Source organism: Pseudoalteromonas sp. NS-SX12, assembly GCF_057367955.1.
In genome coordinates this window covers 1,428,311-1,441,631 of sequence record NZ_CM170635.1, presented here as the reverse complement: position 1 = coordinate 1,441,631, position 13,321 = coordinate 1,428,311, and the positions used below count along the sequence as shown (strand labels likewise).

The 13,321-nt window shown below is 41.4% G+C and carries 11 protein-coding genes; 6 read left to right on the top strand and 5 right to left on the bottom strand.

All coding sequences use genetic code 11. From position 1 onward, the window contains the following. Positions 1-4 precede the first annotated feature (4 nt). The 4 genes from AC2IOM_RS20815 to AC2IOM_RS20800 all read left to right on the top strand — a co-directional run bounded on the left by AC2IOM_RS20815 (position 5) and on the right by AC2IOM_RS20800 (position 2,556). On the top strand, positions 5-1,198 hold the full coding sequence (locus tag AC2IOM_RS20815; protein ID WP_486360037.1) for an AGE family epimerase/isomerase: 1,194 nt from the start codon (positions 5-7) through the stop codon (positions 1,196-1,198). A 167-nt stretch (positions 1,199-1,365) separates the two neighbouring features. Then, positions 1,366-1,818 (top strand): cellulose biosynthesis protein BcsD, encoded by a 453-nt coding sequence (bcsD, locus tag AC2IOM_RS20810; protein ID WP_010559468.1) that lies wholly within the window; start codon positions 1,366-1,368, stop codon positions 1,816-1,818. 8 nt (positions 1,819-1,826) lie between these two features. Continuing rightward, entirely contained in the window at positions 1,827-1,991 is a 165-nt protein-coding gene (locus tag AC2IOM_RS20805) for a hypothetical protein (protein WP_171043603.1), read from the top strand. A gap of 88 nt (positions 1,992-2,079) precedes the next feature. Continuing rightward, complete coding sequence (locus tag AC2IOM_RS20800) at positions 2,080-2,556, top strand: hypothetical protein (RefSeq protein ID WP_486360036.1); 477 nt, start codon at positions 2,080-2,082, stop codon at positions 2,554-2,556. On the opposite strand, the gene AC2IOM_RS20795 is transcribed toward AC2IOM_RS20800, so the two are convergent. Then, positions 2,543-5,173: a protein kinase domain-containing protein gene (locus tag AC2IOM_RS20795; protein ID WP_486360035.1), complete on the bottom strand. Its 2,631-nt coding sequence runs from the start codon at positions 5,171-5,173 to the stop codon at positions 2,543-2,545. The two genes, AC2IOM_RS20800 and AC2IOM_RS20795, sit on opposite strands and share 14 nt — an antisense overlap. 98 nt (positions 5,174-5,271) lie before the next feature. Between AC2IOM_RS20795 and AC2IOM_RS20790 the strand changes: the two genes are divergently transcribed. Then, positions 5,272-6,195: an FHA domain-containing protein gene (locus tag AC2IOM_RS20790; protein WP_486360034.1), complete on the top strand. Its 924-nt coding sequence runs from the start codon at positions 5,272-5,274 to the stop codon at positions 6,193-6,195. 148 nt (positions 6,196-6,343) lie between these two features. Here the strand turns inward: AC2IOM_RS20790 and AC2IOM_RS20785 are convergent, their stop codons facing one another. Beyond that, the gene (locus AC2IOM_RS20785) at positions 6,344-7,189 is read right to left on the bottom strand and encodes a DUF2306 domain-containing protein (protein WP_486360033.1); all 846 of its coding nucleotides are present in this window, start codon (positions 7,187-7,189) and stop codon (positions 6,344-6,346) included. A gap of 187 nt (positions 7,190-7,376) precedes the next feature. Between AC2IOM_RS20785 and AC2IOM_RS20780 the strand changes: the two genes are divergently transcribed. Beyond that, complete coding sequence (locus AC2IOM_RS20780; protein ID WP_486360032.1) at positions 7,377-8,471, top strand: helix-turn-helix domain-containing protein; 1,095 nt, start codon at positions 7,377-7,379, stop codon at positions 8,469-8,471. Between the two features lie 62 nt (positions 8,472-8,533). On the opposite strand, the gene AC2IOM_RS20775 is transcribed toward AC2IOM_RS20780, so the two are convergent. The 3 genes from AC2IOM_RS20775 to AC2IOM_RS20765 form a co-directional block, all read right to left on the bottom strand. Beyond that, on the bottom strand, positions 8,534-9,211 hold the full coding sequence (locus AC2IOM_RS20775; RefSeq protein WP_486360031.1) for a manganese efflux pump: 678 nt from the start codon (positions 9,209-9,211) through the stop codon (positions 8,534-8,536). Next, positions 9,195-10,808 carry a hypothetical protein gene (locus AC2IOM_RS20770; RefSeq protein WP_486360030.1) on the bottom strand — a complete coding sequence of 538 codons (1,614 nt, stop codon included), beginning with the start codon at positions 10,806-10,808 and terminating at the stop codon, positions 9,195-9,197. The genes AC2IOM_RS20775 and AC2IOM_RS20770 overlap by 17 nt, the downstream gene beginning before the upstream one ends. Positions 10,809-11,026: 218 nt before the next feature. Next, on the bottom strand, positions 11,027-12,853 hold the full coding sequence (locus tag AC2IOM_RS20765; RefSeq protein WP_486360029.1) for an alkaline phosphatase PhoX: 1,827 nt from the start codon (positions 12,851-12,853) through the stop codon (positions 11,027-11,029). Positions 12,854-13,321: the final 468 nt, after the last annotated feature.

The following is a 13,321-nucleotide window of genomic DNA, read 5'->3' as shown; positions in this document are numbered from 1 at the left end:
GCACGTGAACTTTTATAACGCTGATTTTTTAACACATCACAGCCAGTCGATTGTTAACTTTTATACCGAGCGCGCTGTCGATAGCGACCTTGGCGGCTATTACCAAAACTATTTAGACGATGGCACCTTGTTTAATACAGGGTTTCGTCAATTAGTAAGCAGTACACGCATGGTAATCAACTTTTGCCGCGCAGCTAAGCACTTTAAAAACAACGAGTATTTAAACTTTGCTAAGCATGGCCTTGATTACATTGAAACCCATCACTGGATTGCAAAAACCAAACAATACGCGTGGACGCTTGACGATAACCAACCACAGGATATGACCCAGCAAGCCTATGGTTATGCCTTTGTGTTACTTTGCTACGCCCACTGTTACAAAGCAGGTGTGGTTTCATCTGATAGAAAGATTAATGAAACCTTTGAACTGCTCGAATCGCGTTTTTGGCAAGCCAATGAAGGCATTTACGCTGATACCATGTACGCCAATGGTGAACTATGCGAATACCGCGGCCAAAATGCCAATATGCATATTTGCGAAGCGCTTATTAGTGCCTACAGTGCAACCAATGAACGCCGCTATTTAAAACGTGCAGAGCATCTTGCTGAGCGTTTTTGTTTTGAATTATCAGCGCATAGCAATGGCTTAGTGTACGAGCACTTTACCCCTTCGCTTTTGCCTGATTTTGATTACAACAAAGACGATGCTAAAAACCTGTATCGCCCTTGGGGATTTCAACCCGGCCATCAAACAGAGTGGGCAAAACTATTACTGCAGATTAACTATTTTGAAGAAAAACCAAAGTTTGTTGAAAAAGCGCAGCACTTATTTGATGTTGCCTTTGCTAACGCATGGGATAACGCCCATGGCGGCTTAGTCTATGGCTTTGATACGCATTACGCCACCTGCGACAGCGACAAATACTTTTGGGTGCAAGCCGAAAGCTTTGCAGCTGCTGCATTACTTTTTGATGTAACACAAAACAATGCTTACTTAACCCATTACAACGCCCTTTGGCAGTATTGCTGGCAGTATTTTGTCGACCATGATCATGGTGCATGGTATCGCGTACTAAAAGAAAACAATCAAAAATACAGTGCTAAAAAAAGCGAAGCAGGCGCTAAGTGCGACTATCACACGCTCGGCGCGTGTTTTGATGTATTGGAATTTACCACCAAGCCGTTTCCAACCAATTAACACATTCCCCCAATGTGCCTCAAAGCCAAGCATTGTGCTTGGCTTTTTTACGCCTAATAAGTCGTGATTTTTAGGTGTAATAACACGTGATACACCCAATGCGCACCTTATCCTATTCTTGAATGCATAAGATTTATGTCTGTGAGTAGGTTACTTTGCAATACGCTATGCATTTAAAATCATTAGTAAAACAAAATATTTCAGGGCAGTGGCAATTTTTTGTAAGTTCGTTATTTGACACCTTAGAAGCATCTTATCCCGCACAAGAGCGAGTTTCGTTTTTAACTAAAATGGGCAAACATGCCAGCCGCTCGTTAGACATTCACCCTGAGCTAACATTAGTAGAACTCAATGAACGCATAAACCAGTTTTGGTTTGAACGTCGCTGGGGTCACTGCAATATTTTTGAAAAAGACAATGGCTTAGTAATTGAACATTACATTTCACCGCTCTGTGCTATTTTAAAACCCGAACACCAAGAATACGGTGACGCGTTTTTAACAGGGCTTTATTCCGAGTGGCTAAAAAACGCCAGCGCACCATACCAAGGCATTATTAAGAAAGTGAATGCTGAAAACATTGATGACATTGCAGTGCGTTTAAGCTACCACGTCATTTAGGATCCATTATGAACACCCATTATACGGTAATTAACGACACCCTTATTCAGCTGACATTCCCAAATAAATCAACGCAGCAATCTGCACCATCAAAGCAAGCTGAAACCTTGGCGCAAATGTTTAAACGTCACAAAGTGTTGGTACCATCAGAATTGATTTTCAAATATAAGTAAAGAAAATCAATAAATTGCCGTTAATGTTAGGTGTTGTATAACAACTTAACGATATAACAAAAAACATTGAATAATAAGGACGAATTTTATGAGTAACCCTACAGTTAACGTACTCGTTGACCTTAATGGTATTTTTACAAATATCCAAAATCAAACGGTTTATTGCAAAGATAATTTTGCAATGGTAGGTGACACTTTCATTAACTATGAAATTGCAGAAGGTACTGATCCACAAAACTTAATCGAAATTATCGAAGCTCCTGCAGGCTCTTTTGAACCACCAACAATTAAGATTAAAGCAGGTACAACGGTCGATTTTGTTATCAACCCAAATGAGCATGCAGGTCAACCAGTTTACTTTGATTGGTTCCATGACCCAGCGCTTAAAGCATTACGTTTAGGTGTTGCTTCTAATGCTACTCGTTATCAAGCACTGCCACATGTGCAATTTCCGGTAGATGTGACAATGACTATCATTGCTCAATTTGATATTCAAGGCCAATCAGAAGAGTTTACGATTGGTTGGGATCCGATTATTGTAGTTAAAGATGTTAATCCGCAATAATTGACCTGAGCTCACGCTCATTCCAGTTTTTCCAAAGAGGAGATGTTATTGCCTCCTCTTTTGGGTAACCTTTTGCTATCGCCAACTTTAATTTTTTAAGTGCGCTTTTAGTATCATTCAGCGTATCATAAGCCTGCGCGGCAAGATAAAACTCGGTTGCATTCTCACGATGCGATAATGAATCTAGTATTTGTAACGCATCCGCGCTTTCACCGATGCGTGCTTTATAATAAGCCCAAGCAAGTTTAGCAAGGCTGTTTTGTTTATTAATTGAAAATACTTTTTCTGCTAAATCAGCCGCTTGTTTGTAAGCAGAGTTTGTATCTGGGTGTTTAGTTAACCAATACGAATCCGCCAAATTGCCCCAACTGACGTAATTTTGTTTATCTATTGCAATTGACATTTTATAGGCTGCAATTGCCTCTGAATATTGACCCAATATAAAGTGAAATCCGCCAATATTAGAATAACCGTCAGCCGTGGGGTTTAAAGTATTACCCTCTTTTGCATAGCTTAATGCCGATTGCAAATCGCCTTTACCATAGAAACTTGCCGAAAGACCAATATAGGCGCTGCTATTTTTTGGCGTTAAGGAAACTAATTGTTGATAGGTTGCAATCGCTTTATCGTATTGTGCAGTTCGGTAGTACAAGCGCCCTAACTGATTAAGCCCTTTCCAATGATTAGGCACGATTTTAAGTGCTGCCTTATAACTTTGCTCAGCTAACGTATTTTCTTTTAATTGCTGATAGGCACGCGCCAATTCAAAATGCAGATATTCATTTTCGTGATTTTCATTCACTAAAGCTTTTAACAATTTACTTGCTTTTTCAGCCTCGCCACGCCTTAATGCAAGCGTATGTGACAAATAACGAACTTGTGTGTGTGTTGGTTCAATTTTGGCAAGCTGATTAATAGTTTGTTCATAATGTAATAACCATTGCTCACTTTTGGTGTCATGAAATTTATTCAAATACGCATAAGCTAGGTCCACATAGGCATCAACATAATATTTATCTAAGTCAATGGCTTGGTTAAACTGTTCGATGGCATTATCGATATAATTTTTTTGATCAGAGCGAAACGAATATCCAATCGCCGCTATGTAATGTTTATAAGCACCATCAAACTCAGTACCCTTACTCGCCATATCACTTTTTGGCCACTTCAGCATGGTAATGGCTTTTTCAAATACCGCTTGGTTTGAAGCAAATAAATCTTTTGCATTTACCTTAAATTGCTGCTGATTAAGCGATACACCAGATGCGCCGTCTATTAATTCTAAATTGATTAAACGCTGAGAGCCTAAATGCTGAATACTGCCGGTTAATACTAAATCGGCACCATAACGAGTATGTACATCGTTAACGGTTAAGTTTTTAAGTTTGGCTACTTCGGCGCTTGGAATAACCCAGCTATTGGTTTTTTCTCTACCCACTTTGCCAAGCTCGGTGCTTAACGTTACCGCTAAGCCCTGGCTAAACAGTTGTACTTGCGGGTCGTCATTAATATTTTGTAGTGGCAATACCGCGATACGTTTATTCTCGCTAATGCGCTTTTCAAGTATCTGCTGATTGCTAGGCGGGAATAAAATAGGCTGTAAAAGTACTGCCATTACACCTAAAAACATCGCCGAAATACTGACTTTTTGCCATGGTGCGCGTCGCTGCCACCAATTGGGTTTTTGCACTAAGGCGTCGTTTAAATCGGTAAATGCATCGATTAAATCTGAAAGTGGCGGTCTTTTTGAAGGCTCAACCACCAGCAGGTTTTGAATAAGGGTGATTAACGTTTCAGGTAATTGTGTGTGTTTATCAGCTAGAATTTTAGCTTCACCGGTTGTGATTTGTGCTTTTATTACTTCAAGTGATTTTCCATCAAAGGCTTTTTCACCCGAAAATAACTCAAACAACACGGCGCCAAGGGCATACAAATCGCTTTGTTTGCTGGCGTTTTGCCCTAAATACAGCTCAGGTGCCAAGTAAGCAGGCGAGCCGATTGTTGCTGCCTGTGACTCACCACCGAGTACAAGAGATAAACCAAAATCGAGTACTTTAAGCTGGTTATGTATATCAAACATAATGTTATCTGGCTTGATATCACAGTGCAAAATGTCGTTTTTATGGGCGTAATCAATGGCATTGCACAGCTGCAGCGCAATATGGGCTTTTTCTTTTAATGGTAGCTGTGTGGCGATTTTTGCTTTTAGGTTATCGCCGTCAACCCACTCCATCACGATGGCAAGCTGTTCATCATTTTGAATAATTTCATGAATGGTAACAATATTGGGGTGGCTTAATTTACTGGCTAGTTTGGCTTCTTGCACTAAGTCGCTTTGCTGGTGGCTGTTTGGTACAAGTTTGAGGGCGACAATACGATCCAACACAGGATCTTTAGCTTTTAAAATTGTTGCAAAACCACCTGAAACCGTGCCTAAAACTTCAAAGTCACTGAGGTTTCGCTGGGTGACAATAGCAGCTTCTTTTACTACATCACTTGCGGGTGTAATAACTTGTGTTATTTCTAAATCACCGCCCGTGTTAGTTTCGTTACAACGAGTGCAAGTAGCGGTTGAAACATCTAACGCGTTGCCACAGTGATGGCATAATTTACTCATAGTGCAAAGCTTTTATTATTGATGATTGTAATTAAGCAAAGTTACACCACATAATAACGGCAAAAGATTCCAATACCAAGCGTTGATATGAGGGAAAAATGGGTACATTTACAAATTCGGTTACAGAGCAAACAATTCAGCTGCGAGACCACCACATTATTGGCCGTCACCCAGAAACAGCACACACCTTAATTAGAGAAACTGCGGTTTCACGTAGCCACTGTTTAATTGAATGGCAACAAGGTAATTGGTTTTTACAAGACATCAGTGCCAACGGTACTTACATTAATGGCAAACGCGTTGCTAAAAACATCAAACACGACTTAAAAATAAATGATGTTGTGCAGTTTGGCGATAGTGAAAGCGTAAAATGGCAAGTTTCGAGTTTAGAGCAGCCATGCCCATTTTTAAAAAGCACCAATGAAAGTGTGAGTGACTTTGCCCTTAACCACCACGTGAACATGCTTAATTGCGATGACCAAGAACAAATGATCAGCCAAACGCTCTCTGGGCAATGGTTACTTGAGCAAGAAGGTAATGTTAAAGCCATTCATAACGGCGATTTAGTGCGTTACCAAGGCAATCAATATATTTTAATTGCGCCAAGCGACATTGACGCGACACAAGAGTGCGAACAGACCGCCGAGCACACAGTAGATGTAAACTTTACAGTAAGCCAAAACGAAGAGCACGTTGGTGTGCTTTTAAATATTGACGGTCAATCAATTGATTTAGAAGACAGAACGCACCACTACTTGGTGTTATTACTGGCGCGTAAATACGTGGAAGATAAGCAAAACAACGTACCCGAAAGCGAAGCGGGTTGGCTTGATAAAAGCCTGTTAATGCGCCAAACACGCATGGAAGAAACCCATATCAACACGCAGTTTTATCGTTTTAGAAAGCAGCTGCATACCGCGGCGAAAAAACTAAATTTAGACGTTGATATTATTGCTAGACGCCGCGGCGAAATTCGCTTGCAGTGTAACACGATTAATATTGCACAAAGCAAAGTAGCTTAAAACCGTTTAACGTGCCCTCGCACTGCTCAATGTGAGCAAGCGCAACTAATGAATCGCCCCTTGGTTGCGCTTTTTTGTGGCTGAAATTTACTTTTCGCTAATCATGCATGCTACGCGGAGCGTGTTAACACTGCTCACTAAAAAGCTGTTAAAAAAGCGCGTTAAAAACCTTGTCAATGCGTGGCAGCCACATCATCATCGTTGCCGCCCCTACCCCAATTAATGTAATCGTTGCGCCAAACATCGACAAAAACGCAACCGGCCATTTTACTGCAAGATTATTTGTACGTTTTGCCCAAAATACGAGTTCTGCAATGAGCATAGGCAACAAGTAACAAGCAAAAGACATTGCGATATCCGCAGGCCCATCAAGATTACGTGAATTACCAAGCGGTCCCTGATTTACTACAAACCAGCCCATTAAGTACAAACGGAACGTCCAAACTCCATTTACCAACAAAAAGCTGTGCACAGCAAAACGCTGATGCACGTTAAATTGCTTTTTACACGCGGTACGCCACGCAAAATAGATAAAAATAGGAATTAGAATACCGTTTAGCGTAATGCCCATTGAACCAATATCACTAAAGCGCATGCCCGTCACCCAAGTAAGGTATAAACCGGTTACCGCACCACTAATACCCAAAATAAAGAAGATGCGACCATTGATCCGGTGAAAACGCGGATAGTTGTTTCTAATTGTTGGTACCAACTGTGAAATACCACACAGTGCCAAGATAATTGCTGGTACCACATGAGAGAAAAACACCACGCCATCAAACACGCGTTTATCTTGCACCCCTTGCCCTGGTAACAAATTATGTGTCACCTCGCTGTTACCAGCGATTGTGGGCATGACATATAAAATAAGAATGTATAACGCGAACATCCACTGCCCAAAAAGAGCGGTAACAAACCAGGTTTTAACGCTTTTATCTAAGATTAGTTGTGGTGATAAGCCGTTTTTCACACCATCTGCTAGTAAACTTTGCATAACTGCCCCTAATTTTTAATTTATTGATTTAGTTAATAAATTGGCATACTAAATATTTAATTTCGCGCCGAGTTTGAAATTCGGCATACAAAAAATACGAAAAAGTTACTTACAAATAGCAAATTGATTGATAGGTGCGGGCTGGTTACACTTAGTGCTAGTTTAATTCTGGTTTTGACATGTTGTTATGACCCTTTCGAGTTTTTATATTTTAGTGCTTTGCATCAGCATTGGCGGTTTAATTTCGCAACTGTTTGTACGTGAAAAGCAACTACCGCACATTTTATTTGCAGTATTTTGTGGCTCAATCGCCATGACACTGACGCAAAAACTAAGCGGCGATGCTATTGGCGCTTATAAATATTTAATTGGCTTAGGAACCGTAGCGACCTGCAACTGCTATTGGCTATTGTCGCGTAGCTTTTTTCGCCAACAAAAAGCCATTGAACGGCACCACTTGGCCTTTGCGCTTGTCATTTCATTTCTTATTTTTGTTAAACAAGGTTATTTGTTTGCAAGCTCCACCGCGTTAATTAATGCAAGTGAGCAGTCGCTATTTCGCCATGCACTGTCTGAAATCACCATATTGCTGTCATCGTGCGTGTTGGTTTTATCATTTTGGGAAGGCTGTCGCGGCTTTAAAAGCGCTACAAAAAAAGAGCAACTGCAACGCGTGTGGTTTTTATCAACCTTTGCATTAGCGGTAGGTATTAGCAAGTTGAGTAACTACATCTTTGCCGGTGATGTAGCAGCAAAGCAGTGGGTGATCACAGCCATTATTTTAATGGTAGTTGTTAATACTCACATTTTGCTTATCTGGCGAAATAGACCCCATTGGCAACAACACACTAGTACAGAAAATACGGTTGAAGATGTATTGGCGGTAACAGCACCCCGTGTTTTACCATCTGACAATGACGTGTTACTTGCCGCACAAATTAGCCAATTAATTGAAAACGAATCCTTATTTTTACAAGCTAATCTCAAGGTCGCAGATGTGGCTCGTCACTTAGATGTGCCTGAATACCGTGTTAGCCGTGCGTTAAAAACGCACATTAGTGATAAAAATTTCAATCAGTACATAAATGGGCTGCGTATTGCGCACGCCAAAGAACTGTTGGCCGATACGACTAAACAAGATTGGTCGGTATTAGTGATTAGTCTTGAAAGCGGTTTTGCTTCTGTAGGGCCATTTAGCCGCGCGTTTAAAAACGAAACAGGTGTTACTCCCAACCAATTTCGTCAAATGCATTTAAGTGATGCGTTAGTTAACGCAAGTTAACAAGCACGATTGTTGCTGCGGGTGTTGCTAATAAATCAAAAAGGGCCTGAGCCCTTTTTTAATTACGATAAAGCAATTGAAAATAACGGCCGTTGTTTTACCAATACAATACGAATAATAATCGCGCTTAACGCAAAGATTTGCCAGTCAGGTACATCCAACGCAAAGGTATAGCGCATCAATGCCAGCAAACCAAAATAACCAATCGCCGCGTATTGCAGCCACAACCAAACAAATGGCGTATTGTTTTGCCTGCACCCTAAGCGCTTGCCAACTTTAAGCCCAGCAAGGGTAAATAGATACACCACAGCGCCCACCACAAGAAATGATGTCCAGACAAACACGGTTTGCCACTCTACTACTTGTGCCGATTTTGCAGGCCCCGACCAAAGCGCATCCCAACTTACCGCAACAATCAACGACCACGAAATGGTCGCGACCAGCGGATCGGTTTCATCATCGGCAAATATCTCGTGATACAAATACACCGCAATAAAGCCAATTGCGACAATACCCAACATCGGCGTTAGCCAAGGTAGCCATTTGATACCGTAAAAACTCAGTAAATAGCCACACATAGGTAAAAGTGTGTGTGAGCCAACCACGCCGGTGATCCATTTCGTGCGTGTTTTACGGCACGTAAGCTTGGTACTGTAAAGCGCTGTTACTAGGGCTACATCCATGCCAATCGCAGCACCCATCAGTAAACAGGCAATAAGGTATTCAGCGGCGAACTGCATTGTCTTCACCCATTAACCAAGCAAGTCTAATATCCCACTTATGATGATGCTCCGGCGCAAGTGGCGCTTGCTTGTCATCAACCTGTTCAAGTACATTTTTGGCTTTGCTGATATTGGCATCGCGACCAAATAAGAAGCTTTGCTCTTGCACTATGGTTTTATAGGCTTTGTTGAGTTTAAGCGCGCGCTCTTTTGACGGCATAATTAGTTCATAAATGCTGCTAAGGTTAGCAACTTTATCGCGTTTTACTGTGCCATCACTGTCGAACCAACGCAGTAACATTTCTTGATTTTGCCTAAACTCATCACCGCCGCCAACGCGTTGTAGGTACGTTAAAAATTCGCCTTGCGATTCGCCTAGCGTAGGAACATCTTTTTGCGCTTTTAAGTCGATATAACGCCAACCGAGTTTGCCTTCCACTTTGCGTGGAAACGAAAAGGTTTGGTCGATAGTCGTGCCAACGGTTTTATGACAGCCATTACAATACATCAGCTCTTGATAATGTTGTGGGCGAAGTTTGCCTTGTTGGTCTTCAATATAACCATTAATGGTCCAGCTAAAGCCGTTATCAATACCGCGCTCGCCAATCGAAATCGTTTTAGGTAATTGCTCAAATTCTTTTTCTTTTGCCTCGAGCGTGTACGCACCGCGCAGCTTGTTGGCTGACTTGAATCCGTGCTTTTTCATATAACGCACTTCTTTCATGCGCGGGGCATTGTAAATTTCGCCTTGTTCATCAACCCCTAAATAACGCACTGTGTGTAAAAACTCGGTGCCTTTCGGGTACAGCATACTGTGAAGTTGCACTTGTTTAGCATCACCCAAGTAGTGGCTTTGTTTGTTAATTTGCGTGACTTTGCCAAGCGTGCCGTCGTTATTTAAATCAACATTAATAGTGCGCTCGTCAATTTCTGGGGTAGAAATTGTTGGCAGCTCTTTAATTGCCATTTCTACCAAACTTAAGTTGGCAAAATACACATCAAGATTAAATTCGCCGTTAATTTCACGAAAGGCGCTAGGCAAGCGGATCATCGCATCACCGGTTGAGCCATTTGTGGGCCAAAAGGTACTTGGAAACGGCTTGTAGTTAAATGCAACCCAATGACTGTTATCTTTTGCAAGCCCTTGCTGATTAAAGGCTTTTTCAGGGTACGCCAAATTATTAATAAACATTGCATTGGCTTGAGGCGACGTAGGATGAGTGTGTGCAAACTGACCATAGTTATCTTGATTAACGTAGGCCAAAATGGCGTCATCACTGATACCTTTAATTAAGTCAGAGCGATCAATAAACAGGTTTTTCCAACTGTTGTTCATGCCTTCATCTGAAAACTGATAATCGCCCTGTAAATCGCCGTCATTCATAATATTTGGGCGTTTTTCACTGTGCTTATAGGTTTGGTGACAGGCATAACACGGGTTGTTTTTGCCTTCGGTTTTGGTGTAACACTGCGGTGGGATCACCGCCTCAGGGTTATAAATTTCATTGTGTTTAATGTAATCTAGCGCGTTATGATTGGCATTTTGTTTGTTTGCAAAAACACAAAAACTCGCAAACGTTATAAACGCAGCAAGTACAAGGTTTAGGTATTTCATACTCATTCTTCCAACTAAATGAGAAGTGCTTATACCAATTATGTTAAATATGTGATCAAGAATAGAACTGGATAAATGAAATGCTAACAAGGCAGAATTTTTCTTATGTAGTTGTTCTACATTGATAAATTCTAACGCAGTTAGCATGATATTTAGTCCGCTAGGATGATCCGCTATTTAAGTAAATTGGTATTATTCACTTCTCTTAAAACAATTACTTACTTTTTCACAGGCTCATAAAGCCAAAGCGTATTGTTTTCTTGGAAACCGTCTTCACCAATGATGATGCGGCCGTCGTCCATTACGATAACGTTATCTGGTTGTGAAAGTTGGTCAACATCACAACGTGCTGCACCTGATAAGCTGCTGCGGTATGTTGAACCCATTACTAATGGTTCGATGCGGCTGATGTTATACCCTTCTTCTAGTTTTGCACGATAAACACCACCACAATCTTTAACACGGCTTGATAGCTGAATATCACCTTCGTTATCAATTAGCGTGTTATCTAAATCGGCAATTGCAAGGTACACGTACGCATCACGCACATCTTCACCATCAATGGTGTTTACGCCTTCAATTGCTTCTTGTGCACGCTTGGTATTAATTGAAATACCTTCAAGCTTACGCCATTCTGCCGTTGCCCCTTTTAAACGTGCTGCTTGACGTGACTCTAGGAATACCGCTCGGTTATCCATCGGCTCACCTGCAGTCACTTTACCGCCGCCATTGGCAACTGTTGGGTAAGTTGCCGCGCCATTTGCCCAAGCTTCCACGTCAGCCATGGTCATGTAGTTTGACTCGCCGTCAACGTATTGATCGGTACCAATACCGTCAAAATCAGCAATCCATGCTTCAATCATTGTGTTGTCGCCGTGGCCAAGCTCAACCCAAGCAACATCAAAACCCGTTGTCGCTGGGTCATTCTGACCAACATCTTGGGTTAATTTAGCACCGTAAAGCGTACCTGCACTTAAATCTTCTGGTGTATCGGCAACAAATTTAAATAACACGCCACCGGTATCATCTTGCGATAGGTACACAGTTTTACCATCTGGCATTACCGTTGCGTTTTCATGTTCAAAACGACCCAATGCGTAGTGCTTAACTACCATTGGCTCATTTGCCGTTGGGTTTTGTACTTCGGCAATATAACCATAGCGATACGGGTTTGGCGCATCCGGAGCAGTAAGTTGCCACATGTAACCAATCATATCGCTGCTAACAAGCGCTGGGTTGTTCCAATTTGGATTAGTTGTTGTGTCTACTTTTGAATCTACAATCCACTCTTCAGATGTGAGCGGTGTATTCCAAGGCGTTACTGAACCAAAACAGTTTGCCGCTGTGCCTTTTACACCATCAAAATCAAGCATCATGGCATCAGTAACTGTCCAGCTACCTTGATTATCTTTTTCAAGCGCCATACGGCTCATACCACCCGGGTACATTTCCCAGTTAGTGAATAAATAGCCTTTACCCGCGCCTGTTTGAATAAAGCCGTTAAAATCTGGCATGTCGTTTTCAAGAATAAGCTCATCGCTTACCATCGAATAAATATGGCCTAAGCCTTTTGCTAACTTGCCGTTGTACGTATCGCCCGTTTGGCCGAGGATTTGATATTGGCCGTAAGCGCTCATCACCGTTTGGCGTTCTTCGTCGCTCACAGGTACAGGTGAATCAACCAGCGTTTCTGGTAGGTTATTAAAATTAACACCAGCAAGCACACCCACAGTACCTGTGTGGAATGTTTTACCTGCAGCATTCGTTACTGTGTTGCTGTCTGATGGGTGCTGGGCGTTGAAAAATAAATCACCTTCTTGTGATAAAAAGATACCCGTCACTTCAGCGCCTGTTGGCACTGTTGCTAGGCGCGTTAGTTTACCAGCTGAACCATCGCTACCATTTGTGCCATCTAAACCATCAGTACCATTTTGGCCTGCAGCGCCTGTTGGGCCTTGTGCGCCATCATCGCCATCTGAACAGGCCGTTAGCGCGAGTAATACTGACAGCGCAAGTGCGCTCATTTTTATTTTTTTATGTTCCATTTTATTTTCCATAAGTGACGGTAATTAAATTCGCGCCCTATGGTGTCGCGTTAATATGAAAAATAAGTTACTGAATAATTAATAAAAGAAGTCGGTTTGATTACGTTACATGTTTAGCGAACCCATCAAGGTTTAATTTAGGCGTACGCATTAAACTCAACGTGCCAGCCTTAGATACAACACAGAATTGTGCTTGAAGTAGGTGTAAAGATGAGAGTAGCTTATGTGGAATGATGTTCTGTTTGTAACTAGTCTAAATACCCATTTATCTGGAATGCAAAATGAGACTCTTTCGAGCGGATATTAGAAAACTACTTTTCAGCACTTATTTTATATCTAGTCACAATGAGCAAATATCGATCGTTCACATACATTCAATTTATTTCTTATAACTTAATTAATTTTTCAATAGATTAAGATTTTGTTATTTTGCTTTTTCGTATTTTACAAGCTAAGCAACTTTGTAAA

What these genes read in the sequence shown, in the direction of transcription:
- bcsD (WP_010559468.1), top strand. Translation starts at nt 1,366, where the DNA reads ATGCATTTAAAATCATTAGTAAAACAAAATATTTCAGGGCAGTGGCAA.
- AC2IOM_RS20805 (WP_171043603.1), top strand. Translation starts at nt 1,827, where the DNA reads ATGAACACCCATTATACGGTAATTAACGACACCCTTATTCAGCTGACA.
- AC2IOM_RS20800 (WP_486360036.1), top strand. Translation starts at nt 2,080, where the DNA reads ATGAGTAACCCTACAGTTAACGTACTCGTTGACCTTAATGGTATTTTT.
- AC2IOM_RS20795 (WP_486360035.1), bottom strand. Translation starts at nt 5,173, where the DNA reads ATGAGTAAATTATGCCATCACTGTGGCAACGCGTTAGATGTTTCAACC.
- AC2IOM_RS20790 (WP_486360034.1), top strand. Translation starts at nt 5,272, where the DNA reads ATGGGTACATTTACAAATTCGGTTACAGAGCAAACAATTCAGCTGCGA.
- AC2IOM_RS20785 (WP_486360033.1), bottom strand. Translation starts at nt 7,189, where the DNA reads ATGCAAAGTTTACTAGCAGATGGTGTGAAAAACGGCTTATCACCACAA.
- AC2IOM_RS20780 (WP_486360032.1), top strand. Translation starts at nt 7,377, where the DNA reads ATGACCCTTTCGAGTTTTTATATTTTAGTGCTTTGCATCAGCATTGGC.
- AC2IOM_RS20775 (WP_486360031.1), bottom strand. Translation starts at nt 9,211, where the DNA reads ATGCAGTTCGCCGCTGAATACCTTATTGCCTGTTTACTGATGGGTGCT.
- AC2IOM_RS20770 (WP_486360030.1), bottom strand. Translation starts at nt 10,808, where the DNA reads ATGAAATACCTAAACCTTGTACTTGCTGCGTTTATAACGTTTGCGAGT.
- AC2IOM_RS20765 (WP_486360029.1), bottom strand. Translation starts at nt 12,853, where the DNA reads ATGGAACATAAAAAAATAAAAATGAGCGCACTTGCGCTGTCAGTATTA.